Genomic DNA, 12035 nt, shown 5'->3' on the forward strand with positions numbered 1-12035 from the left:
TTATCCCACACTATGCTCGAGGCTGATTGATAGAAGTTTCTGCGCTTCAACAGCGAATTCGAGTGGTAATTCTGAAAATACGTCTTTACAAAAACCATTGACGATCATGGATATCGCGTTGTCTTCACTGATCCCTCTTTGGGTGCAGTAAAACAGTTGATCTTGGCCAATTCGAGAGGTCGTCGCTTCGTGTTCAACGTGAGCAGACGGGTTTTTGACTTCGATATAAGGAAAAGTGTGAGCCCCACATTCAGCGCCGATTAACATTGAATCGCACTGAGTGAAGTTTCTCGCACCTTCTGCGTTAGGGGTGACTTTAACCAGCCCTCGGTAACTGTTCTGGCTTTTGCCTGCTGAAATCCCTTTTGAAATGATGGTAGAGCGAGAGTGTTTTCCTATATGAACCATCTTAGTGCCGGTATCGGCTTGTTGAACGCCATTCGTTAAAGCGACGGAGAAAAACTCACCAACAGAGTAGTCTCCTTTGAGAATTACGCTTGGGTACTTCCACGTTATCGCAGAACCTGTTTCTGATTGAGTCCAAGACATTTTGCTGTACTCGCCTTCGCAAACCGCACGTTTGGTTACAAAGTTGAGTATGCCGCCTTGTGAATCCTCTGCTCCTGAGAACCAGTTTTGCACTGTGGAATATTTAACTTCAGCACGCTTGTGAATGACGACTTCTACGACGGCGGCGTGAAGCTGATAGGTATCTCTCATCGGGGCAGAGCAACCTTCAATGTAGCTGACGTATGAGTCCTCATCAGCCACTAAAATTGTTCTTTCAAACTGGCCTGTTTTTGCTTGGTTTATTCGAAAGTAGGTAGAGAGTTCTCTTGGGCATCTCACACCTTTCGGGATGTAAACAAAAGTGCCGTCAGAGGCAACAGAGGCATTCAAAGCCGCAAAGAAGTTATCTTCTGGTGGAACAACGGTGCCTAGGTATTGCTGCACGAGTTCAGGGTATTCTTGGATAGCTTCGCTGAATGAACAGAAGATGATTCCGAGTTCTTTCAGTTCGTTTTGATAGGTAGTGGTGACGGAAACTGAATCGAAGATTGCATCGACAGCAATTTCAGAACCTTCTCTAACTGGAATCCCAAGTGTTTCAAAGGCTGTCTCGACTTCTTCGGTTAAAAATTCATTCGAGCCATCATCACTATCTTTATCACAACTATCTTTGTCGCAACTAGAGCAACTTGGTGCGGAGTAGTAACTGTAATCTTGGTAATTTAGGTCTGGATAATCGGCTTTTAACCAATGCGGTTCCTCCATTGTTCGCCATTTACGGAATGCTTTGAGACGAAACTCCAGCATCCATTCGGGTTCGTTACGTTTTGCGGAGATTGCTCGAACGACTTGTTCGTTGATTCCCTTCGACAAAGTATCTGAAGATAAATCAGTGTAGAAACCTTCACGATAGTGACTGCTGTGCAGTAACTCTGTAACTTCAGGCTGCGTGTCAATTTCAGGTCGCGTTTCAGCGTCTGGTCGCATTTCAATTTTTGTTTGCGTTTCAACGTCAAGTAGCGTTTTAGCTTCAGACTGCGTTTCTAATGCGCACATGGTTAAACTCCAAAACTCTCGCCACATCCACAAAGGTTCTTCACTTTGGGATTATTGTATACAAAATTACTGTTTAAACCCTGACGCACAAAGTCGATCTCTGTGCCATCGATCATAGGTAGGGCTTTGAGTGCAATATAGAAAATGACGTCATGTGATTCGTACTTGATGTCGTCATCGGATGGCGAATCGATCAGCGCCACTTCATATGCAAACCCCGTACAGCCAGAGGACTTAACCGTGAGGTGGAAGTGCTTTTGCCCATGTGATAACTGGGAAATTCTGTTTGCGGCACTTTCACTTAACGTAACGCCTTGCCACTCCATATCATGTATGGATATGTCATTAGAACCGGAACTCGAAATACTCACCTTACTGCTCCATATTTGACTGGTGATAATAGATGATATTGATTATCATTTGCATATCAACCATGTATTGTCTATGGTCTTTAGGTCGGGGATCAATATGTTGACAAAACATAAATCCCAAATACTATATGTGCCATTATTTATTAATAATGATTATCATTAAGATTTAATTGAGGTTGTATAATATGGATGTCATCGTTTATTCCAAGCCACAGTGTGTGCAATGCACAGCAACGGTTAAGGCGTTACAGAGCAAAGGTATTGAGCATACAGTTGTTGATTTAACGTGCGACGAAATCGCAATGGAAAGAGTTCAATCAATGGGTTATCGACAAGCTCCCGTGGTTGTCGCCAATGACCGCCATTGGTCCGGTTTTAGACCTGACATGATCAGCGCGTTAGGTTAATGATTGTTTACTATTCTAGCGCCTCAGGGAATACGAAGCGGTTTGTTGAACAGCTAGGATTACCTGCGATCAGGCTTCCTACTGAGGCCAATGAAAGGACGCTAGAGATTGAGCAACCATTCGTACTCATATGCCCGACTTATGCTGATGGTGAGGGGCGAGGCGCTGTGCCTAACTCCGTTATAAGTCTTTTGAATAACCCGAATAATCGAGCATTGATTAAAGGTGTGATTGCATCGGGAAATCGAAACTTTGGAGCTCTTTTTGCTCGCGGAGGTGCCATTGTCGCTGAAAAATGCAATGTGCCGCTGTTGTATCGTTTCGAACTATCTGGAACCCAGAGCGATATTGATATCGTGACAAATGGGTTAGAACAATTTTGGAAACATCATGGATAACCACTTTGAGAACGAGTCCCTTGACTACCATGCTTTAAACGCAATGTTGAATCTACTTGATGAACAAGGGACGATTCAGTTTGAGGCAGACAAGCAAGCGGCTCGACAGTTTTTCTTACAACACGTTAATCAAAATACCGTTTTCTTTCATAATTTAGACGAGAAGATCGACTATTTGCTTAGAGAGGGATATTACGAGGCTCAAGTTATTGAGCAATATGATCGCAGTTTTCTTCATCAAATCTGGGCAAACGCCTATCAAGCCAAATTTCGATTCCGAACGTTCTTAGGTGCTTATAAGTTTTTTACTTCCTATGCATTGAAAACTCGTGATGGTAAGCGATATTTAGAAAGGTTCGAAGACCGAGTGGTTATGACTGCACTGTTACTGGCTCGTGGTGACTGTGAATTTGCACTGGCACTAATGGAAGAAATCATTCATCAGCGCTTTCAACCGGCTACGCCCACTTTTATTAACTCCGGCAAAAAGAGCCGTGGTGAATTGATCTCCTGCTTTTTGTTGAGAATTGAAGACAATATGGAGAGCATCGGTCGTGCGATTAACTCATCGTTGCAACTCTCACGTCGTGGCGGTGGTGTTGCTTTACTTCTGACGAATTTAAGAGAGCAAGGTGCGCCCATTAAGGGGATCTTAAATCAAAGTTCAGGTGTCGTCCCTGTGATGAAATTGCTTGAAGACAGTTTCTCGTATGCAAACCAATTGGGGTCTAGGCAAGGCGCCGGCGCTGTCTATCTCAATGTTCATCATCCAGACATCATGCAATTTCTTGATACAAAAAGAGAAAATGCCGATGAGAAAATTAGAATTAAGACCTTGAGCCTTGGTGTTGTCATTCCCGATATTACTTTGGAATTAGCCAAGCAAAACAAAGATATGTACTTGTTTTCTCCTCATGATGTTGAGCGAGTGTATGGCGTACCTTTCTCTGAAATTTGCGTGACGGAGAAGTACCATGGAATGGTGGATGACCCGAGGATCCGCAAAGGGAAAATGAGTGCAAGAGGGCTTTTCCAAACGCTTGCCGAGATCCAATTTGAGTCGGGCTATCCATACATTATGTTCGAAGATACGGTTAATCAGGCTAACCCCATTCAGGGGCGTGTAAATATGTCTAACTTGTGTTCTGAAATATTGCAGGTCAACGAGGCGTCAAATTATGATGATGACTTGAACTATAGTCATGTCGGGCGAGATATTTCGTGCAATTTAGGCTCGATCAACATTGCCAAAGCCTTGGATGGAGGTCGACTATCTCAAACCGTTGATACCGCAATTCGAGCATTAAATGCAGTGTCAGAGATGAGCGCAATCAACAGTGTTCCTTCGATAAGAAAGGGCAACGATGAAAGTCATGCTATCGGTTTAGGTCAGATGAACTTGCATGGTTTTTTGGCTCGAGAACGCATTCACTATGATTCACCTGAGGCCATTGATTTCACCAGCAGTTATTTTGCCTGTGTCTTATATCACTGTCTCGCGGCTTCCAATAAGTTGGCACAAGAGAAAAAGAGTACGTTCAAAGGGTTCGAAGATTCTAGTTACAGTGATGGGTCTTTCTTCGACAAATATTTGCAGCAGGATTTCTCGCCAAAATTGGACGTGGTCCAAGATCTCTTTAGCCGTTTAGATATACGAATACCCACCGTGTCTGAGTGGAGCGAATTGAAACAACTCGTCATGAGCTCAGGGCTATACAACCGATACTTACAGGCCATTCCTCCTACAGGCTCAATTAGCTATATCAACGACTCTACCGCTTCTATTCATCCCGTTACCGCTAAAGTGGAGATAAGAAAAGAGGGTAAAATTGGGCGAGTTTACTTCCCTGCGCCGTATTTGAATAACTCCAATTTAGAGTACTTCCGTGATGCCTTTTCCATAGGCCCTAAGGCAATAATCGATGTCTATGCAGCGGCCACCGAACATGTTGATCAAGGCCTTTCATTAACTTTGTTTTTTGACGATGAGGTAACGACGAGAGATATCAACAAAGCTCAGATCTACGCATGGAAAAAGAAAATTAAAACGCTTTACTACATCCGAATGCGACAGAAAGCATTAGAAGGTACTCAAGTCGAAGGGTGCGTGTCGTGCTCACTGTAATAAAGGGATAAACGCAATGAAAAAAATGGAATCCGGACCTGTTCAAGCGATTAACTGGAATCGTATGATTGATGGTAAAGATCTAGAGATTTGGAATCGCCTGACGGTTAATTTTTGGCTGCCTGAAAAGGTACCTTTATCCAATGATATTCAAACATGGAAGCAACTAACTGAAGAAGAGCAAACGCTAACGATTAGAGTTTTTACCGGTTTAACGTTACTCGACACGATTCAGAATACGGTGGGTGCGCCAGCCTTGATGGAAGATGCGAGAACACCTCATGAAGAAGCGGTATTAACTAACATCGCTTTTATGGAGGCAGTTCATGCTCGTAGCTACTCATCGGTCTTCTCAACTTTGTGTACTACGCCGCAAATTGATGAAGCGTTTCGCTGGGCTGAAGAGAACCCTCTGTTACAGAAAAAAGCACAGATTGTCCTCGATGATTATTTGGCTGAAGGCGATCCGCTAAAGAAAAAAGTGGCCAGTGTTTTTCTAGAGAGTTTCTTATTCTATTCTGGTTTTTATCTACCCATGCATTGGTCGAGTCGGGCAAAACTGACCAATACAGCGGATTTGATCCGTCTGATTATTCGTGATGAGGCGATTCATGGTTACTACATTGGATACAAATTTCAACTCGCTTACCAATCTCTTAGTGAGGAAGAACAGGCGAGAGTTAAGGATGAAGCTTATTCATTAATGTTCTCTCTTTATGAAATCGAAACACAATATACCGAATCGCTTTATGATCCTGTTGGCTTAACTGAAGATGTGAAGCATTTTCTACATTACAATGCCAACAAAGCATTGATGAATCTCGGGTTTGAAGCATTGTTCCCGGATGAGTTGTGTCAGGTTAACCCTGCTATCATGGCCGCCCTGTCGCCAAATGCTGACGAAAATCATGACTTCTTTTCTGGTTCTGGATCTTCTTATGTCATAGGTAAAGCTGTCGCGACCGAAGACGATGACTGGGATTTTTGAACGAATAGCCCGAGTATGAACTCGGGCTTGAAAGAGGATTACTTACCCTTGAATCGACATCATCGTTCTAAGGCTTGCCGTTTGAAAATTAGGTCACTCAGACGGCAGATTTTGCTTTAACTCTAAAAGCATTTTATAAGCACTTTCGCCAGACATTTCGTATGGGTTAAATTGATCCGAAGTCGAAAATTGTAAGTTCAACAGTTCAGTCAAATTAGACTGCGGAATGTCTCCCATTGACCAATCTCCAAACTCTCGACAATCAACTTCCTTAAAATACAGTATGGTCACTCTCTCGTGCCGCTTATCGTTTAGGATGTGATTGTAGGTATGGTTTACCGCCTCCCTAGAGCCTTCAATGCATTGAAGAAAGTACTTTTGATTATGACTGAGAAGCCCTGTTAGATGGCTCTGCCGATTGTGGTCTCGTGAGATAGTGAGTATTTCATCCAGTGCTTTGGAATCACAACATTCGGAAAGTGTACTGACATAAATTAACCGAGTTAGGAACATAGGCATCATTTCGAATTTTTGTTCAAAGGGTATTAATAAATATAAGCCAAGCTCATGGAATTGCGAGTTATTGGCCTAATTGTCACTCGGTGGCTTTTGGAAGAGAGGATGGTGATGAAGTAGCAAAGGACAGCTAGCAAGATGCGCTAAAATGAGCCGAATGTTGTTCATTCAATCATTCTAGCGACCTGCTTGCATCGAGTCTCTCGTTAGTCGTTAAGAACCGAAATCGATTCGACGTTGGAAGATGCATCGAATCGAACATTGACCAATACGCTTTCACGTTCAAAAGTCACATCATCAAAATCAGTGGCTGCGATCTTAAATCCATTCCTTGCGAATAAACTGGTCACTGTTGTTCGTTGTTTCTGTTCCATGGCGCTTGTCAGTAGTTCGTTCATTGTGATCTCCATTAAGTAACCGTGTGCATAGTGTAAGCGTACAGGGTCTACGTTATGAGTTCAATTGCTTAATCAATAAGCTGTGTTGATGAGTTCAATTGAATGATTTTGGCATTCCAAAATGTGATGAATAAGAGGGTGGGTGGTCGTATTACCTATGATAAATATGGCGTAATGTGACCACCGTTCAGTATAATATTGGGATAGAAATTTATCTAAAAATTCAATGTAATAAGTGGTTACAAATCGAACTAGTGTGGTTTGTGGTTTTACGTTTTTCGAAATTACTTTGTATTGGTTCAGGTTATTGCGATGTCGCATCTTCGGCATCCTGTTTTAATCTTTAGCCATAAACTGACTTGATGACTTGATGACTTGATGACTTGATGACTTGATGGATTAGTAATTCTGCCGTTGCTTTTTGGATGTTGGGTTTTTTCAATTTAAGCGATAAGTCTTTGATCTAATGGGCAAGAAGGAACGTAATTCTGTTCATTTAATTGAAGATGAGCAGGTAATGATGTTATCTAAAGAGACTGAATCAAGAATTATTGAAATGGCGTGGGAAGACAGAACGCCGTTTGAAGCAATAGAACTGCAATTTGGTTTAAATGAATCAGAGGTGATTCTCTTGATGCGCAGTCGTTTGAAGCTTGGCAGTTTCAAGTTGTGGCGTACTCGCGTTTCTGGGCGCTCTACCAAGCACGTAAAACTTCGTAGGTCAGATGTATCTAGAGGTTATTGCCCAACTCAGTATAAGCATCGTTAAATTGATACTTACGTAGATTTGTAGCCTCAATGGATATCTCTGTATGGAAAAGAAAGGAATAAAAGGAATGAAAAAGTTTATTACTCTATTTTTGGTATTGCTCTGCTTTGGTGTCAGCCATGTTCAGGCCAATGATGCGCGACTTAAGCAAGCTTACCAAAATCACCAAAGTGATGTTCAAGTACGTGGGTCGGGTTTAGTTTCACGATTGCTTCCAGACGATAATAAAGGCTCTCGACATCAGAAGTTTATCTTAAGGCTCGACAGCGGACAAACTTTGCTGGTGGCACATAATATTGATTTAGCTCCTCGTATTCAGGGATTGAGAAAGGGCGATAGAGTTGAATTTTATGGGGAGTATGAATGGAACAAGAAAGGTGGCGTGATGCACTGGACCCACAAAGACCCTCGGAATCACCATGCTCATGGCTGGCTGAAGCATAATGGGAAAATATACGAATAGACGACACTTGGCATGGCATCTCTGCCATTAAAGAGTATCTATAGAGTGTTAGAGATAGGCGGTGGAAAGCATGTCTCTCACTGGGTTTTGTTGTAACTTGTTTTTTTGTAATTTAATAATTTGAGGCTTTATGATTGAAGTGAATTATTTAGTTCAAGTCGTTAGTATTCCTGATGATCTCATTGAAGCATCACAGAAAGCGGGTTCAGACTTGTATATGACCTACAAGCTTTATCAGCTGCTTGTACAGTCTAATCTTTTGTGGCGAGTTTGGTATATCGATGAATTTGGCAAAATTTGGCTTGAAGTCAATTTGGTTAATGATGTGGGTGACCCAGAATTTCATACGATAGCTTTAGATCAAGGTACTTATCTGAAAATAGACACGGAATGCTATGAAGTGTTGGATGAGTTGAAATAGACGAAAAGAGCCGATAGTTCGGCTCTATCATTGGCTCTCGATAGGTCTATTTGTAAGCTAGCTTCGCTTGGTTATTTTTACATTAAACCCAACGGGAGACATCGTGAACGCAAACTGTTCAACCACAGTTTCAGGGGCTTGTTGTGGCTCAATGCTGAATTCTTTAAACAATGTATGAAAGGCGAGTTTAATTTCCATCATGGCCAATGAGCGTCCAGGGCATAGCCTTGCTCCTCCACCAAACGGCTGAAGGTTAGAGAAGGAAGCGCCATCTTTTTCTACCCAACGATTCGGGTTAAACGTTGTTGGATCTTCAAATAAATCAGGGTCAAAACCATTCGCGTGTAGCATTACAAAAACAGGCGTGCCTTTTTTTACTTCGATGTCACCAATCTGAGTGTCTCGTGTGGGTTCCAAATAAAGTTGTGGTGCTACCGGCTTTAATCGCATGGCTTCATACATCACCGCTGTCATATAAGGTGTTCGAGGAAGCGGCCATTCTAAGACTTTTCTCTTCCCTAGGGCGTCAAGTTCATCTTGTAAGGCCAACTCACTACTGCGATTGCCGCTGACTAAGAATGCCATCCATGCCAGTGTATTCGCTGTGGTATCTTCACCTGCTAATAGAAGGGTAATAGCATTTGCAACAATATCTTGGTCAGTTAATGAGGAATCTTGTTCTTGTTCCAATAACATGATTTGCAGCATGTTCTCTGGTGAGTCTTTAAGGGCTGGTTCGTGAACCAGACGAGCGCGTTGTTTTTCAATACACCCATAAACGAAATGCCCTATGTCTTCCAAACTGGTATCAAACAGCTTGTCTTTTTTCGTTTTGAAAAAACGCCACAATGGAATTGGAGAACTACAGCGTTGATTTATTACCGGAAATACGTTTTGTAAGCTTTTACTTAGTGGCACAGTTGTTTGTTCTATAGAGTTAAAGTCTTCCCCGAACGCTAGCAGAGATGTTACATCAACCGTGTATTTTTTAAACTCTGCTACGAGTTCGACCACTTCTCCTGATTCCGCTAGCATTTCAAGGTGCTTTCCCAAACGCTCCGTAATCACACTTAGCTGAGGGTGAAAATTTTTCAGATGACCCGGCTGAAACATAGGTTCTGTTAATTTTCGTTGATGCTTCCAACGTTCCTCTTCAGCAGAGAATACGCCATTAAGCCCAGCTTCATCAAAGACACTCTCGATATTCTTTAGGCGGCGAAACTCCTCAGGTCGAGACTTTAGCACGGACTTGATTTGAGCTGCATCAGACAATACAAGTACATCCTTCAAGCCTAGCTTTAAACGGAAATGAGCACCGTACTCTTTAATCCAACACAACATTTGTTGATGAACATTGGACTTTTTTAAATAGCTCACATGTCCTAAAACACCAGAAGTGGGTGGCATTGGTAGTTGCTCAATTCGCTTCATTTGCATTTCCTTATGTATATCATTGATGGCGCGTAACAATACGGAAGTTACGGCTAGAGCGATAAGTAAAAGTCACCATTTAATTTAGCAAGTTTCCTGGTTTGTTAAGTAAAGGTATGTAAGTGAGTGGTTAGCCGCTAAGTTTACGAAACCTCGGAACCCGAGATTCCCCGACAATTACTTAACGAATATTCTTGATAGTGGACTAATTACGCCGTTGGCTCCTCTATCTATGATGTGAGTATATATTTGCGTTGTTTTTAGATCGGTATGTCCAAGCTGTTCTTGAACTGTTCTAATATCAGCACCGCTTTGAAGAAGGTGCGTCGCAAATGAATGCCTTAAAGTGTGGCAGGAAATGTTTTTCTCAATGTCGGCTTTTTGGCTAGCGACCTTAATGTGTTTTTGTAGCGCTGTTGGATGAATATGATGCCTACGTAATTCACCTGTTCGTAAATCGGGGGCCAGACGAGCAGAAGGAAAAAGAAATTGCCAATTTAAGCTTCTTTCTGCACTCGGGTATTTTTTAGCTAGAGAGTCGGGCAGGTATACGCCAGAAAAAGCTTTATCATGTATATCTTGCTGATAGTATTCTGCGGATTTCTGTTGTTGTAACTTGATTGCGGGAAAAAGCTCGGGGGCTATTGTCACTATACGGTTCTTTCCTCCTTTTCCTTGCCACACTCGCACTGATTTGTAGTCATAGTCGATGTCTTGCATTCGTAAGCGTAGACACTCCATCAACCGTAGGCCTGACCCATACATTAATTGGTAAGGTAATTTGAAGTTAGGTGAGCAGTGGTTAAAGAACCTGCCAATTTCTTCTGGAGTCATAACCGTTGGCAACTTTCGGGATTTGTCTGAACGGCGAAACTGCATATCAAGTTCAATGGGTTCTTGGATGATTTCTTTGTATAAAAAGACTATCGCATTGAGGGCTAGGCTCTGCGTTTTCTGTGCTGACTTCCTATCAACAACTAAGTGCGTCAAGAAGTCTTCTACATGCCTTGAAGTCAAACTTCTGGGATGCTTTTTATTATGATAAAGAATGTACTGGTGAATCCAATAAATGTACGCCTGTGTAGTACGAAGAGCATAGTGTCTCCCCAACATATACTCTTGTATGTAGGCTAGAAATGGTGATTTTTGCATTTTAATTTTAACTGGTTATATATACATGAGTTTCAGTTTGGCACATCAATTCATGCTATATAGAAAAAATCTGTATTTTGGGATTCAGGCAGATGCTCGTAGTGCTTAAGTTGCTGTTAGTTTTCATAAAAACGGGGTATGGTTAACTTCATCAAGATACTAGATAGAAAAATTCTACATTTAAATGCAGAATTTTTCTGTCTAAGAGCTGTTAGGCGAATCGGCGTAATACTTTATAGGAGTAGTAATGGGCAAGCATGAAACAATAAATTCAGTTATTGGTATCTTAGGTTTAATTGTTGCCTCAATCACTGCATATCATCAATTTATGCCAGAAAGTGATCAGTTAGAATTGGAAGTATCTTCGATATTAACCAGTGTGCCTTTAAAGCAATACTATAATTTTGAAGATGGAATATCTGATGAAAAATTAAAAATATCAGGTCCATTCTTTTGGAAGATTACTGCTTATAATAGTCTTGACCGAACTGTAACTATAAAGGATATTGATACAAAATTATTCTCTGATAATGGTGGTTTTATCACTTATAGTGATATGAATTTAGGTATATTTAATCGTAAACTTGACCCGTTATCACTACCTTTATCAATTAATGCTAATGAAGCTAAAGTTATTTTGGTTGGTTTAAAGGTACCTATTGTAAATGAAGCTAGTTGCTTCAGTTCGGAAAACACAAGAAGTGATATCGAACGTTGTTACTATGAAAAAGGATATGACTTATTTGGTAATACCGTTACTAAAAATAGCCCTAATAGTTTTTCTTGGGATAGTTTTACAAAGGCTCCAGTGTTTTTATCAACAATTAGAACTGGTGATAATAGTAAAATTTACAATGAATTGAGCTTTTATCCATTTGCCAATTAAGAAATTCGCCTAACAAAGCAATCAACACGATTTACTACATTCGGCATTCAAGGTTTGCCTTTAGTTGCAGTGATTAAGGCGGTAAAATTCAGCTAAGTCTGTGTCGTAGTAAACGTGTTATTGCGGCGTTATGATTTTTATCGA

14 protein-coding genes are annotated in these 12035 nt (G+C 41.3%); 8 read left to right on the forward strand and 6 right to left on the reverse strand.

Going from position 1 to position 12035, the window contains the following annotated elements; translation table 11 throughout:
* Both sufB and AB4180_RS08955 read right to left on the reverse strand, forming a co-directional pair.
* Complete coding sequence (sufB, locus tag AB4180_RS08950) at window positions 1-1497, reverse strand: Fe-S cluster assembly protein SufB (protein WP_102250208.1); 1497 nt, start codon at window positions 1495-1497, stop codon at window positions 1-3.
* Window positions 1498-1568: 71 nt separating this feature from the next.
* The gene (locus tag AB4180_RS08955) at window positions 1569-1937 is read right to left on the reverse strand and encodes an iron-sulfur cluster assembly accessory protein (protein WP_009847125.1); all 369 of its coding nucleotides are present in this window, start codon (window positions 1935-1937) and stop codon (window positions 1569-1571) included.
* Between the two features lie 185 nt (window positions 1938-2122).
* Here AB4180_RS08955 and nrdH point away from each other — a divergent pair, with 185 nt between their 5' ends.
* The 4 genes from nrdH to nrdF are packed head-to-tail and all read left to right on the forward strand — an operon-like array spanning window position 2123 to window position 5855.
* On the forward strand, window positions 2123-2344 hold the full coding sequence (gene nrdH, locus AB4180_RS08960) for a glutaredoxin-like protein NrdH (RefSeq protein ID WP_009847124.1): 222 nt from the start codon (window positions 2123-2125) through the stop codon (window positions 2342-2344).
* Window positions 2344-2742 (forward strand): class Ib ribonucleoside-diphosphate reductase assembly flavoprotein NrdI, encoded by a 399-nt coding sequence (gene nrdI / locus AB4180_RS08965; RefSeq protein WP_009847123.1) that lies wholly within the window; start codon window positions 2344-2346, stop codon window positions 2740-2742. Before nrdH ends, nrdI begins: the two co-directional genes overlap by 1 nt.
* Window positions 2735-4867, forward strand: coding sequence for a class 1b ribonucleoside-diphosphate reductase subunit alpha (gene nrdE, locus AB4180_RS08970; RefSeq protein WP_102250205.1), 2133 nt, complete (start codon window positions 2735-2737; stop codon window positions 4865-4867). The genes nrdI and nrdE overlap by 8 nt, the downstream gene beginning before the upstream one ends.
* Window positions 4868-4883: 16 nt before the next feature.
* A complete protein-coding gene (gene nrdF, locus AB4180_RS08975) occupies window positions 4884-5855 on the forward strand; it encodes a class 1b ribonucleoside-diphosphate reductase subunit beta (protein ID WP_017097343.1) in 972 nt (323 codons plus the stop codon).
* Between the two features lie 93 nt (window positions 5856-5948).
* On the opposite strand, the gene AB4180_RS08980 is transcribed toward nrdF, so the two are convergent.
* Window positions 5949-6368, reverse strand: coding sequence for a BLUF domain-containing protein (locus AB4180_RS08980; protein WP_017097344.1), 420 nt, complete (start codon window positions 6366-6368; stop codon window positions 5949-5951).
* Window positions 6369-6577: 209 nt separating this feature from the next.
* Window positions 6578-6769 (reverse strand): hypothetical protein, encoded by a 192-nt coding sequence (locus tag AB4180_RS08985; RefSeq protein WP_009847119.1) that lies wholly within the window; start codon window positions 6767-6769, stop codon window positions 6578-6580.
* Between the two features lie 517 nt (window positions 6770-7286).
* On the opposite strand from AB4180_RS08985, the gene AB4180_RS08990 reads away from it, so the two are divergent.
* From AB4180_RS08990 to AB4180_RS09000, 3 genes are all read left to right on the forward strand, one after another.
* On the forward strand, window positions 7287-7538 hold the full coding sequence (locus tag AB4180_RS08990; RefSeq protein WP_102250209.1) for a TIGR03643 family protein: 252 nt from the start codon (window positions 7287-7289) through the stop codon (window positions 7536-7538).
* A gap of 67 nt (window positions 7539-7605) precedes the next feature.
* On the forward strand, window positions 7606-8001 hold the full coding sequence (locus AB4180_RS08995) for a DUF3465 domain-containing protein (protein WP_029222999.1): 396 nt from the start codon (window positions 7606-7608) through the stop codon (window positions 7999-8001).
* A gap of 130 nt (window positions 8002-8131) precedes the next feature.
* A complete protein-coding gene (locus tag AB4180_RS09000; RefSeq protein ID WP_102250206.1) occupies window positions 8132-8422 on the forward strand; it encodes a hypothetical protein in 291 nt (96 codons plus the stop codon).
* A 57-nt stretch (window positions 8423-8479) separates the two neighbouring features.
* On the opposite strand, the gene AB4180_RS09005 is transcribed toward AB4180_RS09000, so the two are convergent.
* Together AB4180_RS09005 and AB4180_RS09010 are read right to left on the reverse strand one after the other, a co-directional pair.
* Window positions 8480-9853 carry a cytochrome P450 gene (locus AB4180_RS09005; RefSeq protein ID WP_017097346.1) on the reverse strand — a complete coding sequence of 458 codons (1374 nt, stop codon included), beginning with the start codon at window positions 9851-9853 and terminating at the stop codon, window positions 8480-8482.
* 177 nt (window positions 9854-10030) lie between these two features.
* Window positions 10031-11005, reverse strand: a complete 975-nt coding sequence (locus tag AB4180_RS09010) for an integron integrase (RefSeq protein ID WP_017097347.1) — start codon at window positions 11003-11005, stop codon at window positions 10031-10033.
* Between the two features lie 247 nt (window positions 11006-11252).
* On the opposite strand from AB4180_RS09010, the gene AB4180_RS09015 reads away from it, so the two are divergent.
* On the forward strand, window positions 11253-11891 hold the full coding sequence (locus AB4180_RS09015; protein WP_102250207.1) for a hypothetical protein: 639 nt from the start codon (window positions 11253-11255) through the stop codon (window positions 11889-11891).
* The last annotated feature ends 144 nt before the right edge of the window (window positions 11892-12035 follow it).

It is taken from the genome of Vibrio sp. 10N.286.49.C3 (genome assembly GCF_041469545.1).
Lineage (GTDB): Bacteria > Pseudomonadota > Gammaproteobacteria > Enterobacterales > Vibrionaceae > Vibrio > Vibrio tasmaniensis_A.

Bases quoted from the DNA above. Each gene is read 5' to 3' on its own strand.
- AB4180_RS08985 (WP_009847119.1), bottom strand. From the start codon at position 6,769: ATGAACGAACTACTGACAAGCGCCATGGAACAGAAACAACGAACAACA.
- nrdH (WP_009847124.1), top strand. From the start codon at position 2,123: ATGGATGTCATCGTTTATTCCAAGCCACAGTGTGTGCAATGCACAGCA.
- sufB (WP_102250208.1), bottom strand. From the start codon at position 1,497: ATGCGACCAGACGCTGAAACGCGACCTGAAATTGACACGCAGCCTGAA.
- AB4180_RS09005 (WP_017097346.1), bottom strand. From the start codon at position 9,853: ATGAAGCGAATTGAGCAACTACCAATGCCACCCACTTCTGGTGTTTTA.
- nrdF (WP_017097343.1), top strand. From the start codon at position 4,884: ATGAAAAAAATGGAATCCGGACCTGTTCAAGCGATTAACTGGAATCGT.
- nrdE (WP_102250205.1), top strand. From the start codon at position 2,735: ATGGATAACCACTTTGAGAACGAGTCCCTTGACTACCATGCTTTAAAC.
- AB4180_RS08995 (WP_029222999.1), top strand. From the start codon at position 7,606: ATGAAAAAGTTTATTACTCTATTTTTGGTATTGCTCTGCTTTGGTGTC.
- AB4180_RS09000 (WP_102250206.1), top strand. From the start codon at position 8,132: ATGATTGAAGTGAATTATTTAGTTCAAGTCGTTAGTATTCCTGATGAT.
- nrdI (WP_009847123.1), top strand. From the start codon at position 2,344: ATGATTGTTTACTATTCTAGCGCCTCAGGGAATACGAAGCGGTTTGTT.
- AB4180_RS08980 (WP_017097344.1), bottom strand. From the start codon at position 6,368: ATGTTCCTAACTCGGTTAATTTATGTCAGTACACTTTCCGAATGTTGT.
- AB4180_RS09015 (WP_102250207.1), top strand. From the start codon at position 11,253: ATGGGCAAGCATGAAACAATAAATTCAGTTATTGGTATCTTAGGTTTA.
- AB4180_RS08990 (WP_102250209.1), top strand. From the start codon at position 7,287: ATGATGTTATCTAAAGAGACTGAATCAAGAATTATTGAAATGGCGTGG.
- AB4180_RS09010 (WP_017097347.1), bottom strand. From the start codon at position 11,005: ATGCAAAAATCACCATTTCTAGCCTACATACAAGAGTATATGTTGGGG.